The organism is Pseudoalteromonas luteoviolacea, from assembly GCF_021654285.1.
Lineage (GTDB): Bacteria > Pseudomonadota > Gammaproteobacteria > Enterobacterales > Alteromonadaceae > Pseudoalteromonas > Pseudoalteromonas luteoviolacea_J.
On the sequence record NZ_JAKFZS010000023.1, the window covers coordinates 57,632 to 75,055 of the forward strand.

A 17,424-nucleotide genomic window follows, 5' to 3' on the forward strand; every position below is an offset into this window, starting at 1 on the left:
TTACTTATCGCGACTGATCACATCAATGATATAGTCCATCACGCTACGTGAATAAATTAAGGTGGTATGGCTGCGGTGAAACACTTTATGCTCGGCCATGCCCTTTAGTTTTGTCTCATCGAGCAACACTGTGCCGTCCGAGCGGCTACCTTTTTGCAATAAGGGCATTAACCCAATCGGTAAGTCGCCCGCAATGCTATATAAACGCGCATTAAAAGGCCATGTGTTGGTCTCGCTCAGTAAATATTCCACACTGTTTTTCAATAAGCGATCAAACCCTTTATCATGCATATGTTTTGCGATGGCACTGCCTTTGTGTGGTGTGCCAAGGGTAATGACTTTTTCAACATGTTGGCTTTGTGCTGAAGCGTGGGTGAGATAATCTCTGGCGACCAACCCCCCCATAGAATGACACACAAACGCAGTTGGCTTATCCGCGATAAATGCATCTATTTGTCTGAAGATAGATTGTCTGTCGGGGGCCAAGGTGTTGTAGCTTAAATTGAGAATTTCACATCCGGTTTTTTCTAACCGAGTACAAAGCGGCTGCATCACAAACCCTGACATATATAGTCCGTGAAGGACGACAATCCGCTTTATATTCATATGCTTCCTTATTTAAGCTGGGTTGGCACAATTTGCACGCTGTGCTGTGAGTCACTGAGCCATATTTCGCCATCTTGGATAGTCGCTGTCAAATCCATTGAACGTGCGAATAGTTCCACCATTTGTGAAGTGGCTGAATAAGGTAGGCTGTAAACACGCAAATTATCATATTGATTGGTAGCGGACTGATTCTTCTTCCACCAAATCTCTTGGGTGTTTTCACCATACGTGTACAAGACCACTTGCTGCGAACGCACAGCTGCTTTTTTCAGGCGCTTTTCATCTGGCAAACCAACATCAACCCACAGCTCAATGTCATCGGTCAGATTTTTTTGCCACGCGGCAGGCTCATCATCCACACATAGCCCTTTAGTAAAGCTCAGCTCTTCAGTGTATTGCAAGATATAAGCAAGTAGACGCACCATCAATCGCTGTTCGTTCTCAGAAGGGTGCTGCGCCAAAGTGAGTGACTTATCGGTATAGACATGCCTATCCATATCACTGATATTTAGGTGTGCTTTTAGAATTGTAGATTTTAGGGCCATGTTATTATGCTGAGAGTTTTTAAAGGCCCAGTATATCAAGATTTATCTATCTGGTGCGTTTTACGTTAAAATAGTCACAGATTTTAGTTTTGGAGAGATTTTTATGGCCATCCAATGGTTTCCTGGACATATGAATAAGGCGCGCAATGAGATCAAAGAGATCATGCCGCAGATGGATGTCATTATTGAAGTACTTGATGCGCGTATTCCGTATAGCAGTGAAAACCCAATGGTCGCGCAATTACGCGGTGACAAGCCGGTCATCAAAATCTTAAACAAAGCGGATTTAGCAGATCCCGAGATGACCAAAGCTTGGATGGCGTATTTTGAGCAAGAGGATGGGGTAAAAACCTTATCATTTGGTCATGACAAGGCGGCTGAAGTACATCGCATTAATGCGCTGTGTAAAAAGTTAGCGCCGCACAAGGTTGGTCAAGACAAGCAGTTAAAAGCCATGATCATGGGGATTCCTAATGTTGGTAAATCAACGCTTATCAATATACTCGCTGGTCGCATTGTCGCTAAGACAGGCAATGAGCCTGCGGTAACCAAGGCGCAGCAACGCATTCGCTTAGAAGACGGTATCATGCTGTATGACACGCCGGGTATGTTGTGGCCAAAGGTTGAAAATGAAAACTCGGGCTATCGTCTAGCCGCAACGGGTGCTATCCGTGATACAGCCATTAACTATGAAGAAGTGGCAAGTTATACCGCTGAATATTTGTTGAAGGCTTACCCTGAGCTACTGAAAAGCCGTTATAAAATTGATGAGTTGCCAGATTGCGATTGGACATTTATTGAAATGGCCGGGCGAAAACGAGGCTGTATCCGTGGTGGTAATCAGGTTGATACCCATAAAATGTCAGAGATCCTCATCAACGAGCTACGCGATGCGGTGCTTGGCCATGTAACCATGGAAACACCGCAAATGCGTGAAGAGGAAGAGCAAATGGTTGCCGAGATCCGTGCAGCTGCAGAAGCGAAAAAGGCAGCCCGCGAGGAAGAAAAGCGTCAACGTCGCGCTCGCGCACGAAAGAATCGTCGTTAATTCATTAGGCTGCTTTTGCAAGCACTGAACGATTGCGTCCAGTGCTTTTGGCGCTGTATAAAGCAGCGTCTGCGCGCTTCAATAATCCATCCTCAGATTCATCAATATGATATTGTGCAAGGCCAATACTGGCCGTGACTTTGACTTCACACTCACTGGCATTAAGCGCTTGGTGGATCTGCTCTGCCAGTTCATGGCCTTGATTGAGCTCTGTTTTGGGGAGCAAAATAACAAATTCTTCGCCACCCCAGCGACATACTGAACCGTGATTTTTGACGACTGATTTACAAATATGTGCAACATGCTTAAGGACTTTATCACCGACCAGATGTCCGTGTTTGTCATTCACTTGCTTGAAGTGGTCAATGTCTAACATCATCATCACCAGTGGCTTGAATTGGTTGCGTGCTTTTTGTAGCTCAGATTGCAGCCTAGGTTCAAATGCTTGTCGATTGTAGGTGTTTGTTAGCTTATCAAATGTCGCCATCTTTTCGAGTCGCTTTTGGTAGTGGTTAAAGGTGAGCTGAGCGCTAAATAAGATGACGCCAGTGATCACAACACCCATCAACAAATTGATGTAGAGGCTTTCCGATAAGGAGTTATTTTGGTCAAGTGATTGCTCAACAATGAGATACCAACCAAAGTGGGCCAAATAGCGAGAGTTAATAAACAAAGTTTTATCGTCTTGCTCTAAGCGCAATTTATAGGTTTGGTTGTCTAATAATTTCGTACCATGTTGACCAAACTTGTCGCTTAACGAGTAGTCTGCGAAGGTAGCGTCGTTATAAAACAATAAGCGGCCTTTATGATCAATAAAATAGACTTTGCGGTCGTAAGTATGTTGATACTTATCGATGAGACGTTTTAGATGATCTAGCTTGATACCAACCCCAGTGACGCCCTTTACTTGATTGTTAACCATGATTTTGTGATTGACAAAGATGGTTGCTTGGTGGTCATCTCTTGGGTCTAAGTCAACATTGAGCGTATATAAAGCATCGTTGTCTAGGGTATCTTGGTACCAGGTATCCTGCTTGATTAACATCGTGGTACTACCATCATAGCGATAATAGGTTTTGTCATGACTGGTGGCGAGAAAACTGGTGACCGCATCAAAATCACTGCGTGTCTGTCTGAGATATTCAAATAAGAATGCGGTGTCTTTTTCAGACTGGGCCAACCAGGCATGCAAAAAGGTGTTGTTGGCCATTTGCGATGAGATAATAATGGGTGCTTGCAGCTGCTTTTGCAGATCGGTATGAATTAAGTGGCTGGTGAGGGGAAGTGCGTCATTTTCGATACCGCGAAATAACGATTGCTTAGCAATGATCAAACTAAACCAGCTGGTAAAAATGAAGCCTGCTAGGAGCAGCACCGTTAAGATGAAGTTATAGCGGTAGCGTGTTTGGGTCATTGCACTGTTGTTCGAAATAAAAAGGAGTCAGAGTTTATCAAGTAGGTACATAGGTAAACCATTACACTTGATTACAACTGCTTTGCTAGTCGCAATAAAAAAGGCCCTGTAAGGGCCTTTTAGGTTCATATCTACCGTCACCGATATGAGCAATGTAGCAAGTAAAATAGTAAGTTGGTTGTTAGTGAATCGCGTTAAGGGGCGTTAATGTTCATCACTGACAACCAGAAGCTGTTTGCGTGCGCCACACGTGTTTCGGGGTCGAGAAACAAAATCTGAGTACGTCAACAAAGTGTGTTTATCCGTCTTTGTTGAGATTGATTATCAATTAGATCTGGGTGGGTGTCAACACTTATTTGAAAATAATTCTCATTTAGTTTTGTTGGTGGGTTTTGCAGTGATTAACGTGCATTGATGTCGTTGATATAGCGAGTGTATGGCATTCGTTTGTACAGATATATTTTGTGGGAATGCAGCTCCAAAATGAGTGGTGATACATCGGGGCAATAAAAAAGCCCGCTATTGCGGGCCTTTTCTGATCATATCTACCGTCACCGATATGAGCAATGTAGCAAGTAAAATAGTAAGTGGGTTGAGTGTGCTTTATTTAAGGGGCGTTAAGATAAAGCACATGCAACCTTGCATTTTTACGTGTGCAGCACGTGTTTCAGGGTCTTGAAACAATTTAGCGTACTTAACAAGTTGAGCCGTCTACTCGACTTGTTGAGATTGATTATCAATTGTATTTTGATCTATGTCAATACTTTTGTAGAAACAATTCTCATTTACACTTTTTGTGAGTTGTAAACATTAATTTGTTCAGGCTTTTTCGAAGACCATCATCTTAATTGGTGAGGTAAGTGAGTATTTAGCAGGTAGTAAAAATAGAAAAGCCCGCGGGTCAAGCGGGCTTTTGTGTTCATATCTACCGTCACTGATATGAGCAATGTAGCAAGTAAAATAGTCGGTTTTTACAAGTTGTTTTAGGGGCGTAAAACAACGCGTTATTACCTAGCGTGTAACGTTCGCTCAACGTGTTTCAGGGTCGAGAAACAAAATTAGAGTACTTCAACAAAATAAACCGTCACTTACTTTGTTGAGATTGATTATCAATAACATCTGGCTCAGTGTCAATACTTATTTGAAAATAATTCTCATTTAATTTTGCTGTATTCATCGCTGTCGTTGACCAAGGCCTGCTTACCTCCCACTTTTGAGTGTGCTAAGACACTTTATTTCCTGATCTTTTCGGCGTATAACAGTTACATAAAAATAACAAAAGAGGTGGGTTAATGGTCAGTACAGTGGGGTTGATCGGTGCATTGGCAGCATTGATTTGGCTGACTTTAAGAGGGATGAATCTGTTTATTGCTGCGCCGTTATGTGCGCTATTGGTCGCACTTAGTAGTGATATCGCAATATTTAATGGCATCAATGACGGTAACTTTGTTTCAATTTATATGTCCGGATTCAGCGGATTTATTCAAGCTTGGTTTTTTATGTTTTTGCTGGGTTCGTTGTTTGGCAAATTTATGGAAGATACGGGCGCTGCAGATGCCATAGCGCGCTATATTACCGATAAAATAGGAATGAAGCATGCTGTATTCGCCATTGTATTTGCGTGTGCTTTACTTACTTATGGCGGGGTGAGTGTTTTTATTGTGGCGTTTTCTGTTTATCCGATGGCGCTGAGTTTATTTAAGGATGCGGATCTTCCCCGGCGTTTTATCCCTGCTGTTCTGGCTTTTGGCTCTGTGACATTTACCATGACCTCGGCGGGCTCCCCTGAAATACAAAACTGGATCCCGATAAAATATTTAGGGACTAGTCCCTATGCTGCATGGCAAGAAAGCTTGATTGTCGCCATATTTATGGCAGCCTTGGGCTATTTTTTACTCGTTAAAATGATTAAAAAGGCTGTCGATAATGGCGAGTCTTTTGAAGCGAGAGCGGATGACCCCATCGAGGATAAGCGCCATTTACCCCACCCAATCACAGGCCTCTTACCCCTACTTGTGGTACTGAGTTTGTCATTTCTGTTACACCAACAGCTTCAACAAAGTGCTTTAATTGTCGCCTTGCTAGGTGGTGTCGTGTCTATTTTTGTCATTAATTTTAAGTACTTTAAAAGTTTATCTCAGGCAATTAATCTCGGTACAACAGGGGCATTAGTGGCAATCGGTAATACAGCGGCAGTGGTCGGTTTTGGTGCCGTTGCTAAAGGCACGCCTGCGTTTCAAGAGGCTGTGGCCTTAATGACCTCCATTCCGGGCAATGAATTGCTTGGCGCGGCAATCGCGGTGAGCGTCATCGCTGCATTGACGGGATCAGCTTCTGGTGGGCAAGCAATTGCGCTACCTTTGGTCGCACCTCATTATTTAGATTTAGGGGTCGATGAAAATCAGTTACATCGTGTTGTCGCGATTAGCTCGGGTGCACTGGACACCTTGCCACACAATGGTTATGTCGTGACAACGGTTCGGGCGATTTGTGGCGAGAAACACCAAGATGCTTATTGGCCATTGGCAGTATTGACGGTATGCGTACCTTTATTAGGGGTTGCTTTGATCTTGGGGTTATTTATTTGGTTTTAACTGAAGATGTCAATGGATAAGCAGTTGTCATGCAAAATTCATTGCATTGTACTAACTTTGACAGACAAAAAGGCTGTGAAGACACAGTAATTTGGGCACATAAAAGGAGAATAAAATATGCATTGTCATGAAATTGATTACGAAATCATTGGCGAATCTATGCAGATGGTTGAAGTGGAGTTGGACCCCAATGAAACGGTTATTGCTGAAGCCGGCGCGATGAACTACATGCAAGATGGCATTAGTTTTGAGGCAAAAATGGGTGACGGCTCTGATGTAGATCAAGGCTTTATGGGCAAATTATTCAGTGCAGGTAAGCGTTTAATTAGTGGTGAGTCGTTGTTTATGACGCACTTCACCAATGAAGGTATGGGTAAAAAGCGCGTGGCATTTGCAGCGCCTTTTCCGGGTTCTATTTTGGCGTTAGATATGGCGACGTTAGGCCAATCTGTTTACTTACAAAAAGATTCATTTTTATGTGCAGCACTGGGCACCAAAGTGGATATTGCATTTCAGCGCAAACTTGGCGCGGGCTTTTTTGGTGGAGAGGGGTTCATATTAGAGCACTTACAGGGCGATGGAATGGCATTTGCCCATGCAGGCGGCACTGTGGTTGAAAAGCAACTGAATGGTGAAACACTGCGCGTTGATACCGGCTGTGTAGTTGGGTTCAGCGAAGGCATCGAATTTGATATTGAGCGGGTGAAAGGCTTGAAAAGTATGTTTTTTGGCGGTGAAGGACTCTTTTTAGCGACGCTAAAAGGCCACGGTACGGTGTGGATCCAAAGTTTACCATTCTCTAGATTAGCGGATCGTGTGCTTGAGCACGCACCAAAACAGGGCGGAAGCAGACAGGGCGAAGGCTCTGTATTAGGCAGTGTTGGCGATATCATTGATGGTGATTAAGGCTAAAATGGCTTATTTAATGCAGTTCAACAATGCAATATCGCAGCGAATGCGTTTTAATTGCAAATTGGCTGCATTTTAATCGACTTCAAGGATGATGTTCGCCTAAAGAGGTGATATACTCCCGCCGAATAATTTTTCTACTTTAAATAGAGTAAAACAATGGCAGATTTATCGAAATACAGAAACATTGGTATTTTCGCGCACGTTGATGCGGGTAAAACTACGACCACTGAGCGTATTCTTAAGCTTACTGGTAAGATTCACAAAACTGGTGAAGTACACGATGGTGAGTCAACTACTGACTTCATGGAACAGGAAGCAGAGCGTGGTATTACTATCCAGTCAGCAGCTGTTACTTGTGAGTGGAAAGGCCACCGTTTAAACGTTATCGATACTCCTGGACACGTTGACTTCACAGTTGAAGTATACCGTTCACTTAAAGTTCTTGACGGCGGTATCGGTGTATTCTGTGGTTCTGGTGGTGTTGAGCCTCAGTCAGAAACTAACTGGCGTTATGCGAACGAATCAGAAGTTGCACGTTGTATCTTCGTAAACAAACTAGACCGTATGGGTGCTGACTTCTACCGCGTAGTAGGTCAAGTAGAGAAAGTACTTGGCGCAAACCCACTAGTTATGACTCTTCCTATCGGTATCGAAGATCAGTTCACAGGTGTTGTTGACGTTCTAACGAAAAAAGCATACATCTGGGACGAGACTGGCCTTCCAGAAAACTACGAAATCACTGACGTTCCAGCTGACATGGTTGAGAAAGTTGAAGAGTACCATGAGATGCTAGTTGAGTCTGCTGTTGAGCAAGACGACGACCTAATGGAAGCATACATGGAAGGTGAAACTCCTTCACTAGAGCAAATCAAAGCTTGTATCCGTAAAGGTACACGTGACCTTGCTTTCTTCCCAACTTTCTGTGGTTCTGCATTCAAAAACAAAGGTATGCAGCTAGTACTAGACGCAGTTGTTGATTACCTACCGTCTCCAACAGAAGTTGATCCTCAGCCTCTAACTGATCCTGAAACTGGTGAGCCTACTGGTGACGTTGCGACAGTTGACGCAGAAGAGCCACTTAAAGCGCTTGCGTTCAAAATCATGGACGACCGTTTCGGTGCACTTACGTTCATCCGTATCTACGCTGGTCGCATGAAGAAAGGTGACACGATCCTTAACTCTGCAACTGGTAAAACTGAGCGTATCGGCCGTATGGTTGAGATGCAAGCAGACGAGCGTAACGAACTTACTGAAGCACAAGCTGGTGACATCATCGCAGTTGTAGGTATGAAGAACGTTCAAACTGGTCACACGCTATGTGATCCTAAGCACGAATGTACTCTAGAAGCGATGATCTTCCCTGATCCGGTAATCTCTATCGCTGTTGCACCTAAAGATAAAGGTGGTAACGAGAAGATGGGTATCGCTATCGGTAAGATGGTTGCAGAAGATCCGTCATTCCAGGTTGAGACTGACGAAGATTCAGGTGAAACTATCCTTAAAGGCATGGGTGAACTTCACCTAGACATCAAGGTAGACATCCTTAAGCGTACTTACGGCGTTGAGCTAGTTGTTGGTCAGCCTCAGGTTGCTTACCGTGAAACTATCACGCAAGAAGTTGAAGACAGCTACACGCACAAGAAGCAGTCTGGTGGTTCTGGTCAGTTCGGTAAGATCGACTACCGTATCAAGCCAGGTGAAGTTGGTTCTGGTTTCACGTTCTCATCTTCAGTTGTTGGTGGTAACGTACCTAAAGAATTCTGGCCTGCAGTTGAGAAAGGCTTCAAGTCAATGATGGAAGAAGGTGTTCTAGCTGGCTTCCCTGTACTAGACGTTGAAGTTGAGCTATTCGACGGTGGTTTCCACGCAGTTGACTCATCAGCAATCGCTTTCGAAATCGCTGCTAAAGGCGCTTTCCGTCAGTCTATCCCTAAAGCGGGTGCACAACTTCTTGAGCCAATCATGAAAGTTGACGTGTTCACGCCAGATGACAACGTAGGTGACGTAATCGGTGACCTTAACCGTCGTCGTGGTATGATCAAAGACCAAGAAGCTGGCGCAATGGGCGTTCGTATCAAGGGTGAAGTACCTCTATCTGAAATGTTCGGATACATTGGTCACCTACGTACTATCACGTCTGGTCGTGGTCAGTTCTCAATGGAATTCTCTCACTATGCACCATGTCCGCAAAACGTTGCTGACGCGGTAATCGCTGCTGAGAAAGAAAAGAAAGCTGCTAAGTAATTAGCTAACTCCTTTCTTTTAAAAAAACCGCCTTAGGGCGGTTTTTTTATGTGCTCCAATAAATGTGCTCAAATACGGCTACTACAAGAAGTGAAAAGTGCATTTTATGAATCTTTTTATCTTTAAAATGTAAATAATTGTATAAGGCCATTTCCCATCCTTTCGGGTTGTTATTTATCCAGTTGTTACCGCTTTTTTATCTAATTCATTAATATAACACCCTTTTTATTCAGCAAAATTATCTAATGTAATTATGGTTTGAGGTATTCGCCATGCGTATGAAATCTTGATTGTTGAAAAAACCAGAGAGTGAACTTGATTTAGGAACACTGCGAATTTATCATATCTAATTCGTAATCCTAAAGTAGGTAATTTGAGTAAAATTTGGAGGTACTCATGAAGACAATCAACTTACAAATTAACTGGTATTTATATTCAATACAGCTTGTTTTGCTTGTTTTACTCTATGTGGTGTTATTGAACTTAGGGTTTGTGACAGTTGCTAAGGTACTCGTTGTTCTTGGGGCTGCATTCACTATGCTTTCTCTCATTGCGGGCATTTTCGGTAAAAAATACGTGCATATAGATAAAGCGGGTTTTAGCCATCACAATGGGTTGAACACACACTACTTGCATGGTGATGAAATAGCGGCCTTAAAAGCGACTAAAGTACTGAATGTGTATGTTGTCACTGTAGAGTTAAAAACAAATAAGCAGGTATCATTCCCTTACTGGTTAGTAAGCTTTGAAGAAATACAAAAAGCAGCTAAATTATTCACCTGCCCTGTGATTGGCCTGACACACTCTCAAGTAAAAGCATAAAAGCATAAAAGCGCCATATGGCGCTTTTGAGTCAAAAAGGGCATTATTTGCTTTATATTATAGCTATTTCTCATTGAGCCATAATGCGACCTGCTTAGCAAAGTAGGTCAAAATACCATCCGCCCCTGCACGTTTAAATGCCAATAGTGATTCCATGACAATAGGTTTTTCTGCCAGCCAACCGTTGTCGATTGCGGCTTTATGCATGGCATATTCACCACTGACTTGATAAGCAAAAGTTGGAACGCCAAACTCATCTTTTACGCGTCTAACTACATCTAGATACGGCATGCCTGGCTTTACCATGACCATATCCGCCCCTTCTTGCAAATCTAAAGCGACTTCTCGTATTGCTTCGTCTGAATTGGCAGGATCCATTTGGTAAGTCTTTTTATCTGCGCCTTTGAGGTTACCCGCTGAACCAACGGCATCTCTAAAAGGCCCATAATAACTTGACGCATATTTTGCAGAATATGCCATGATGCGAGTATGAATATGCCCAGCAGCTTCTAAGGCTTCGCGAATAGCGCCAATACGTCCATCCATCATATCTGAAGGTGCAACCACATCGGCACCTGCATCGGCATGTGATAACGCTTGCTTTATGAGGATTTCTGTTGTGATCTCATTCATCACATAACCACTTTCATCAATGATCCCATCCTGCCCATGAACAGTGAAAGGGTCTAGCGCAACATCTGTTATTACACCTAAATCTGGACAGGCTGCCTTAAGCGCTCTTACAGTACGTTGTGCAAGCCCTTCAGGGTTATAAGCTTCTTCAGCCATCAATGACTTTTGATCTGCTGGTGTGACAGGGAAGATGGCGATAGCAGGAACCCCTAAAGCAGCAAGTTGCTTTGCTTCTTCTACCAATAAGTCAATTGAAAGCCTTTCAATCCCCGGCATTGAGGGGATGGGTTCACGACAGTTTGTGCCCTCTAAAACAAACACAGGATAAATTAGATCAGCGACAGTCAATGTGTTTTCACACATAAGACGACGGGAAAAGTCGTCACGACGCATACGACGCATGCGTGTATAAGGAAAAAGATCTAGTCCTGATTGAGCCACATTAAGTCTCCTAGGTATGTTGATAAATACAAACTTGATTTCGCCCACTTTGCTTTGCTTCATACAGTGCTTTATCGGCGAAGTCGGTAAATAACGTTGGGTTGTGCGTATCTTTGGCTATAGCGCTATATAGACCAGCACTGGTCGTGAATTGAATATTCTGATCTGCGATATTGACTGTACATGATGCTGTTGCGAGACGAATTTTTTCTGCAAGCTCTAGAGCACCATGAGCATCTGTATTGGGCAGTAAAATAACAAACTCCTCGCCGCCATAACGAAATACTTCATCATGGGGACGTTTTAAATGCTGGCTAATTGTATTAGCAAAGGCACATATGGTTTGGTCACCTGCTAAATGGCCGAAGACATCATTAACGCGCTTGAAATGGTCTATATCTAGCATGATCACGCTGAGTGTGGTTTGCTCCCTACGAGAGCGTCTGACTTCCATCATGAGACGTTTATCAAAATAGCGACGGTTTTTCACTTTGGTAAGTGGGTCTTCCATGTTTAATCGCTCAAGCTCGCGATTTTTTTCTTCTAACTCGCGTAAGGTTACTTGTAATTCAAAGGTGCGCTCATCAATGCTGCTTTCTAAGTCCTGCTGGGCTTGTTCTTGAATGCTTAACTTTTCTTTGAGCAGCGCATCTTCAGCGCGTGTTTTTGCTAATTTTTGTTCTTGTGTCTTGATGTGACATTCACGCTCCGAGATGTACTGCTTGGCAAGCGCATAACTAATATATGCACAGACAAATAAGGAGCAAATATAAGTCACTGGGCGTTCGAGCAACGCGCCTGATAGCAAACCAAGCTCAAAACCAAACTGATAGCACAAAGATATCATTAAACATAGGTGGACCGTAAGTGTGGGGATCTTCTTACGGAGCTTTTGTGGTGATGCTTTGACAGTGATCACAAAAAAGTAAATTACCGCGAGTATGGCAAAAATGTATGCAGTTTTGAGGGCCAGCGTAATAGGTAAAAATGTACAAAGCAGGGTAATACCAAAGCCGCTTAATAGCAGGTACCTTAGGCCACTCTCAATACTTGGAGCGCTACTTATGGGTAAAATTTGACTGCGTATAATTGGGGTCATGGCTAAAGTTGATAGTAATACCAGAATACTTTGACCATACTGTTGCATCCATTGCCAGTCTGCATAGAGATACCTGTATCCAAAACCATATAAGTGAACCAATAGTAACCAGACGCTCGTCATGAGTAGGGTGCCATGGAGGAAATATTTGCGCCGCGTGAAGCTATACATAGTAAAGTTGGTCGCTATCATTGCCAGCAAAAAGCCAGCTAGAATGCCATAGATAAGGTTAAATTTACTTTTGTATTTTAAATATTCCACAGGATGCCAAAGGCTAAGAGGAATATTGAGTGCGCCATGGTGCTTCACTTTTAAATAAAGCGTGGTTTGTCGTTTGCCTGGTAACTCTAATGGGATGAGTTGAGCCTCATGTTTTATGGGGCGCTGCATGAGTGGGCGACTATCACCCAAATCGAGCGTTAATATGGCATGATCTGGTTGCATTATGTAGGCTGTAATACTATCCAGCAGGTTGTTATTCACACTGAGTAAAAGTGGGATCTCAATTAAGTTATTGTTTCGTAATACAACTTTTATCCAAACTTGTTGGTCTACTTCACCTAAATTAAGTGCGCCAGAATCATGGTAATGCCAAGTGGTATTGCTACTGAGCAAATCTTGAAGTGCATCCTGTGGAGCTACTGTATAGCTAAATGGCAGTGAAGCTTGATGTCTAAACTGCGCAGGCAGTTTAAAAACATGGGTATTTGAGTTTGCATCAACGAAGATGCTGGCAACTGCCGGAAAAGAATTTAATATCAGTGCGAACAGTAACCATAATTTCATCAGTAATAACTCGATTGATTCGCCATGAAGAGCGTATTGAAATTATCAGAGCTATGCATTGCAATGGTTTCAAAATCTGTGTTTTTCAATTCGGCTATTTGCGCGACAACCGCTGACAAATAGGCCGGTTCATTGCGTCTAGATTTAGGCTTTGGAGAAAGTGTTCTTGGCAGTAAATAAGGTGCATCCGTTTCAATAAGCAGTCTATCATTTGGAATGTATGAGATTAAGTCGCGCAGTTGCTGGCCGCGTCTTTCATCACATACCCACCCAGTAATGCCAATCATCAAACCGTAATCGAGATAGAATTTAAGTGCTTGTTTATCGCCCGTAAAGCAGTGTAAAACGCCCTTGATTTGGTGCTCAGATAACAAGGATTTCATATGTTCATGTGCGTCGCGCTCATGAATATAAGCTGGCATATCGAGCTGTTGCGCGAGCGCAAACAGCTCATTGCATACATGGGCTTGAATATCTCTTGGCGAAAAGTCACGATTAAAATCTAAGCCGCATTCACCAATAGCGACAACTCGAGGTGACTGGGCCAATTGAGTGATGTGCGCAATGAAATCATCTGGCGCATCCTTTGCATCATGAGGGTGTATACCCGCAGTGCTGACTAGCTGATGAGTATTTGCTAGAGCAAGGCTTTGTTCACTCGAAGCAAGGTCACAGCCAATCAATAACATATTGCTGATATGCTGTGCTCTGGCCCTTGTGACAATATCAGCCCTGTCTTTATCAAATTGTGAGCTGGTTAAGTTGACACCAGCATCAATCATTGTATGCATTTACTTTATTCTTTTTACGCGAATTGTTCGATTTGAGCCCAACTTGCTCATTAAAAATGAGTTAAATGAGCCGCGTTTTATGGTGACTGTATCGTCCTGCTTTGCAAAAAATGCATCACTGCCAATTTGTTTCCATACTTGTGTATTTGAGAGTTCAAAGGTACGAACGCCATGTGCTGACTTGGTCAGCTTTACTATTGTAGCTTCAATATTGTCAACACGTTGCTCGTTTTGAGTGGTTTTATTCTCGATGCCAAAGCGTGCTTGTTTTTGCTCTTTACTCAATATGCTTTTTGCACCTGGTGCGGCTGATATGGTAGCCACTGGCTGCTTAGATTGAAGTTTGGTAGTCGCTTGGTCATAGCATTGCAAGCGCTTAGTGTCGGATGCAATAGATTGACACTGAACCAACTGTTCAAGCGTTTCATTTTGGGCGTGAGCACAGAGTGAGATACCCAATGCAAGTACAGTGAACCACTTATTCATTGTTCATTTCCTGTTGTTCAGACTTTTTGCTGTAGATGCCCGCTAGGATGATGCCGACTTCGAATAATAATAACATGGGCACAGCGAGTAAGGTTTGCGATAGCACATCGGGTGGTGTTAAAAACATGGCCACCACGAACACACCTACTACGATATAAGGACGTTTATCTTTTAAGCTTTGAGTCGTTGTGACGCCACTCCAGCACAGTAGCATAATAGCGACCGGGATCTCAAAAGCGACGCCAAAAGCGAAAAATAATTTGAGGATAAAGGCTAAATAGCTGCTGATATCCGGAGATAAAGTCATCATAGCTGGGCCAACCGCGGTAAAAAACCCCAAAATAATTGGCATAACCACGAAATAGCAAAATGCGATACCGGCATAAAACAACACCACACTAGATAGGAGTATGGGCATGAGCATGCGCTTTTCATGTTGGTACAAGCCGGGTGCTAAAAAGCCCCAAAACTGATGTAATATAAAAGGGATCGCTAAAAACAAAGAGACAAAGAGGGTCAGTTTAAACGGTGCAAAAAAAGGTGCAGTGACATCTGTGGCTATCATGGTGGCATTTTCTGGCAAACTTAAAACTAACGGGTTTGCGACAAATGCATAGATATCGTTGGCAAAGTAGACCAAGGATAGAAAGATCACCAAGACGCTTAAGAGGGCTTTAATGAGGCGATCTCTGAGTTCAATTAGGTGACCTATAAAACCACTGTTGTCCGATTCTGACATGGGTGTTCCTGTTACTTCTGAGGGATTAGTCTTTTTTCGAATGTGTGTCCGTGGCATCCGTTTGATAGCTATGACGAACAGACTCGGCCGCTTTTTTCAACTCATCCACGGACTCTTGCAGCTCGGGGGCTAAGTTATTCATGTTTTGTTGCTCAGCTTTTTTAAGATTAGTGTGCAACTCATGTACTCTGAGCTCTTCATTCACTTCAGCCTTCACCGAATTAGCAACAGACTTCACGGTTCGGATCCAGCGACTAACCGTTCGTATAGCCACCGGTAAACGCTCTGGACCTAATACGATTAAGCCGACAATTAATATGACGACGAGCTCCCACATGCCCATGTAAATTAAACCTTTTCTTTATCAGTTTCAGTGCTGGTAGATTTGCTTTGGGTTTGATTTTGAATGGCGTCTTTTGGCTTGTCTGCCTCTGTTTTTTCATCGTCAGACATGGCTTTTTTAAACCCTTTAACGGCGTTACCTAGGTCTCCACCCATACCACGCAACTTTTTAGTGCCAAAAAGCAATACAATGATTGCAAGAACAATTAATAGTTGCCAAATACTGATACCACCTAATCCCATAACGACTCCGTTTGCGTCTTATTTGTAATTACTGATTTGATTATACGCCGCGCGTATAAAATATCACCCTGTTTTACGCCATGCACAAATAAATAGCAAGCTTGCAAAAAGCGCACTACCTAGGCTTGCACCATTTAATTCAGCGATAAAACATAGACCCGCAATGATCGCAAAAGTGGATGCAGCCATGCCCAACAAAACGCTTTGTATTGTTTGCTTACTTATCGCAGATTGCGGTGCCGGTACTTGATGATGCTGACGCTTCAAGCTTTGATAAACTAAGTCAGGTAATTCGGGCATTTTTTCAGCCCAAAAAGGTAGATTTTGGTATAACTTTTTGGCCACGGCGAGGGGGCCAACTTGCTCTTGCACCCAATGTTCTAAGAAGGGTTTTGCGGTTTGCCAAAGGTCGAGTTGCGGATAGAGTTGACGACCCAATCCTTCAACGTATAGCAGGGTTTTTTGTAACAGCACCAACTGAGGTTGCACTTCCATATTGAAACGCCTTGCTGTATTAAACAGATTGACCAAAACGTGTCCAAATGAAATTTCTGCCAGTGGCTTATTAAAAATCGGCTCGCACACAGTGCGAATTGCAAACTCAAACTCTTCCACACAGGTGTCTGCTGGCACCCAACCAGAGTCAACATGAAGCTGGGCCACTTGGCGATAATCACGATTGAAAAAAGCAATAAAGTTTTCAGCTAAATATCTTTTATCTTCGCGATTTAAAGTACCAACGATACCGCAGTCAATGCCGATATATTGTGGGTTTTCAGGGTGTTCATAGGAGACAAAAATATTGCCAGGGTGCATGTCAGCATGGAAAAAGCTGTCTCTGAATACTTGCGTGAAGAAGACTTCCACGCCTCGCTCTGCAAGTAGTTTCATATCAGTGCCTTGCGCTTCTAATGTCTCAGTATCAGATACCGGGATACCGTAGATGCGCTCCATCACTAACACGTTTTGTCTTGAGTAATCGCTATAGACTTCTGGAATATATAAGGCTTCAGATCCTTCAAAGTTGCGTCTTAACTGGATAGCGTTGGCGCCTTCTCGCATTAAATCGAGCTCATCAAGCAAGGTTTTGCGATATTCGCGTACGACCTCAACAGGCCTTAAACGACGGCTTTCGCTCACCAAGCCTGCAAGTACTTTGGCAAATTGCTCCATTAAGGACAGATCTGCGAGGATTTGCTTTTCTATGTCCGGACGAATCACTTTCACAACTACGTCTTTTAAGCCCTGTTCAGTTTGCAGCTGCGCTGTATGAACTTGAGCGATGGAGGCGGAAGCCAGAGGTTGTTGCTCAAAATGCTCGAATAAGTCGCTAATATGTTCAAGCTCTAGTGCGAGCTCGATAAGCCGCTGTGCTTTTTCGCCGTCAAATGACGCGACATTGTCTTGTAGCTGTGCCAGCTCTTGTGCCATATCATGAGGTAATAGGTCACGTCGAGTAGATAACATTTGGCCGAATTTAACCCACACTGGTCCTAAAGCTTGTAATGCCAGACGTAAACGCGCGCCTTCAGACTTATCTTGGTGTTTATTAGGCAGCCAAAATAAGCTCTTGCGAAGGTACTTAGCGTACCAAGGTTGCAAATGCTGAGGCAGCAGTTCATCTAGGCCATAGTTTAGAAATGTTTTACCAATATGATATAGGCGAGCGATGGACAATT

Annotated in this window: 16 protein-coding genes; 5 read left to right on the top strand and 11 right to left on the bottom strand. The window is 43.2% G+C overall.

All coding sequences use genetic code 11. From position 1 onward, the window contains the following. Together L1077_RS19530 and L1077_RS19535 are read right to left on the bottom strand one after the other, a co-directional pair. The gene (locus L1077_RS19530; protein ID WP_237138598.1) at positions 1-606 is read right to left on the bottom strand and encodes a lipase family alpha/beta hydrolase; all 606 of its coding nucleotides are present in this window, start codon (positions 604-606) and stop codon (positions 1-3) included. A gap of 8 nt (positions 607-614) precedes the next feature. After that, complete coding sequence (locus L1077_RS19535) at positions 615-1,151, bottom strand: YaeQ family protein (RefSeq protein WP_237138599.1); 537 nt, start codon at positions 1,149-1,151, stop codon at positions 615-617. 103 nt (positions 1,152-1,254) lie between these two features. On the opposite strand from L1077_RS19535, the gene ylqF reads away from it, so the two are divergent. Next, entirely contained in the window at positions 1,255-2,199 is a 945-nt protein-coding gene (ylqF, locus tag L1077_RS19540) for a ribosome biogenesis GTPase YlqF (protein WP_046354279.1), read from the top strand. Between the two features lie 4 nt (positions 2,200-2,203). Here the strand turns inward: ylqF and L1077_RS19545 are convergent, their stop codons facing one another. Then, positions 2,204-3,613 (bottom strand): sensor domain-containing diguanylate cyclase, encoded by a 1,410-nt coding sequence (locus L1077_RS19545; protein ID WP_237138600.1) that lies wholly within the window; start codon positions 3,611-3,613, stop codon positions 2,204-2,206. 1,292 nt (positions 3,614-4,905) lie between these two features. On the opposite strand from L1077_RS19545, the gene L1077_RS19550 reads away from it, so the two are divergent. The 4 genes from L1077_RS19550 to L1077_RS19565 all read left to right on the top strand — a co-directional run bounded on the left by L1077_RS19550 (position 4,906) and on the right by L1077_RS19565 (position 10,185). Beyond that, entirely contained in the window at positions 4,906-6,207 is a 1,302-nt protein-coding gene (locus L1077_RS19550; RefSeq protein WP_237138601.1) for a GntP family permease, read from the top strand. Positions 6,208-6,324: 117 nt separating this feature from the next. Then, positions 6,325-7,113 (top strand): TIGR00266 family protein, encoded by a 789-nt coding sequence (locus L1077_RS19555; protein ID WP_063366227.1) that lies wholly within the window; start codon positions 6,325-6,327, stop codon positions 7,111-7,113. Between the two features lie 162 nt (positions 7,114-7,275). Then, complete coding sequence (gene fusA / locus L1077_RS19560; protein ID WP_046354275.1) at positions 7,276-9,363, top strand: elongation factor G; 2,088 nt, start codon at positions 7,276-7,278, stop codon at positions 9,361-9,363. A gap of 396 nt (positions 9,364-9,759) precedes the next feature. Next, positions 9,760-10,185 (top strand): hypothetical protein, encoded by a 426-nt coding sequence (locus L1077_RS19565; protein ID WP_237138602.1) that lies wholly within the window; start codon positions 9,760-9,762, stop codon positions 10,183-10,185. A gap of 63 nt (positions 10,186-10,248) precedes the next feature. Here the strand turns inward: L1077_RS19565 and hemB are convergent, their stop codons facing one another. The 8 genes from hemB to ubiB form a co-directional block, all read right to left on the bottom strand. After that, on the bottom strand, positions 10,249-11,259 hold the full coding sequence (gene hemB / locus L1077_RS19570; protein WP_237138603.1) for a porphobilinogen synthase: 1,011 nt from the start codon (positions 11,257-11,259) through the stop codon (positions 10,249-10,251). Positions 11,260-11,269: 10 nt separating this feature from the next. Further along, positions 11,270-13,144 (bottom strand): diguanylate cyclase, encoded by a 1,875-nt coding sequence (locus L1077_RS19575; RefSeq protein ID WP_237138604.1) that lies wholly within the window; start codon positions 13,142-13,144, stop codon positions 11,270-11,272. Further along, on the bottom strand, positions 13,144-13,935 hold the full coding sequence (locus L1077_RS19580) for a TatD family hydrolase (RefSeq protein WP_237138605.1): 792 nt from the start codon (positions 13,933-13,935) through the stop codon (positions 13,144-13,146). Before L1077_RS19580 ends, L1077_RS19575 begins: the two co-directional genes overlap by 1 nt. After that, positions 13,936-14,421 carry a type VI secretion system-associated protein TagO gene (locus tag L1077_RS19585; protein ID WP_237138606.1) on the bottom strand — a complete coding sequence of 162 codons (486 nt, stop codon included), beginning with the start codon at positions 14,419-14,421 and terminating at the stop codon, positions 13,936-13,938. Further along, a complete protein-coding gene (gene tatC / locus L1077_RS19590; RefSeq protein ID WP_237138607.1) occupies positions 14,414-15,160 on the bottom strand; it encodes a twin-arginine translocase subunit TatC in 747 nt (248 codons plus the stop codon). Before tatC ends, L1077_RS19585 begins: the two co-directional genes overlap by 8 nt. A 25-nt stretch (positions 15,161-15,185) precedes the next feature. Further along, on the bottom strand, positions 15,186-15,503 hold the full coding sequence (gene tatB / locus L1077_RS19595) for a Sec-independent protein translocase protein TatB (protein WP_237138608.1): 318 nt from the start codon (positions 15,501-15,503) through the stop codon (positions 15,186-15,188). A 5-nt stretch (positions 15,504-15,508) separates the two neighbouring features. Beyond that, positions 15,509-15,745, bottom strand: a complete 237-nt coding sequence (tatA, locus tag L1077_RS19600) for a Sec-independent protein translocase subunit TatA (RefSeq protein WP_237138609.1) — start codon at positions 15,743-15,745, stop codon at positions 15,509-15,511. A gap of 63 nt (positions 15,746-15,808) precedes the next feature. Further along, a complete protein-coding gene (ubiB, locus tag L1077_RS19605; RefSeq protein WP_237138610.1) occupies positions 15,809-17,422 on the bottom strand; it encodes a ubiquinone biosynthesis regulatory protein kinase UbiB in 1,614 nt (537 codons plus the stop codon). Positions 17,423-17,424: the final 2 nt, after the last annotated feature.

Excerpts from the sequence above, each read along its gene's own strand:
- L1077_RS19580 (WP_237138605.1), bottom strand. The coding sequence starts at position 13,935 with ATGCATACAATGATTGATGCTGGTGTCAACTTAACCAGCTCACAATTT.
- L1077_RS19535 (WP_237138599.1), bottom strand. The coding sequence starts at position 1,151 with ATGGCCCTAAAATCTACAATTCTAAAAGCACACCTAAATATCAGTGAT.
- tatA (WP_237138609.1), bottom strand. The coding sequence starts at position 15,745 with ATGGGATTAGGTGGTATCAGTATTTGGCAACTATTAATTGTTCTTGCA.
- L1077_RS19530 (WP_237138598.1), bottom strand. The coding sequence starts at position 606 with ATGAATATAAAGCGGATTGTCGTCCTTCACGGACTATATATGTCAGGG.
- L1077_RS19555 (WP_063366227.1), top strand. The coding sequence starts at position 6,325 with ATGCATTGTCATGAAATTGATTACGAAATCATTGGCGAATCTATGCAG.
- ylqF (WP_046354279.1), top strand. The coding sequence starts at position 1,255 with ATGGCCATCCAATGGTTTCCTGGACATATGAATAAGGCGCGCAATGAG.
- fusA (WP_046354275.1), top strand. The coding sequence starts at position 7,276 with ATGGCAGATTTATCGAAATACAGAAACATTGGTATTTTCGCGCACGTT.
- L1077_RS19550 (WP_237138601.1), top strand. The coding sequence starts at position 4,906 with ATGGTCAGTACAGTGGGGTTGATCGGTGCATTGGCAGCATTGATTTGG.
- L1077_RS19545 (WP_237138600.1), bottom strand. The coding sequence starts at position 3,613 with ATGACCCAAACACGCTACCGCTATAACTTCATCTTAACGGTGCTGCTC.
- L1077_RS19565 (WP_237138602.1), top strand. The coding sequence starts at position 9,760 with ATGAAGACAATCAACTTACAAATTAACTGGTATTTATATTCAATACAG.
- tatB (WP_237138608.1), bottom strand. The coding sequence starts at position 15,503 with ATGGGCATGTGGGAGCTCGTCGTCATATTAATTGTCGGCTTAATCGTA.
- L1077_RS19575 (WP_237138604.1), bottom strand. The coding sequence starts at position 13,144 with ATGAAATTATGGTTACTGTTCGCACTGATATTAAATTCTTTTCCGGCA.
- L1077_RS19585 (WP_237138606.1), bottom strand. The coding sequence starts at position 14,421 with ATGAATAAGTGGTTCACTGTACTTGCATTGGGTATCTCACTCTGTGCT.
- tatC (WP_237138607.1), bottom strand. The coding sequence starts at position 15,160 with ATGTCAGAATCGGACAACAGTGGTTTTATAGGTCACCTAATTGAACTC.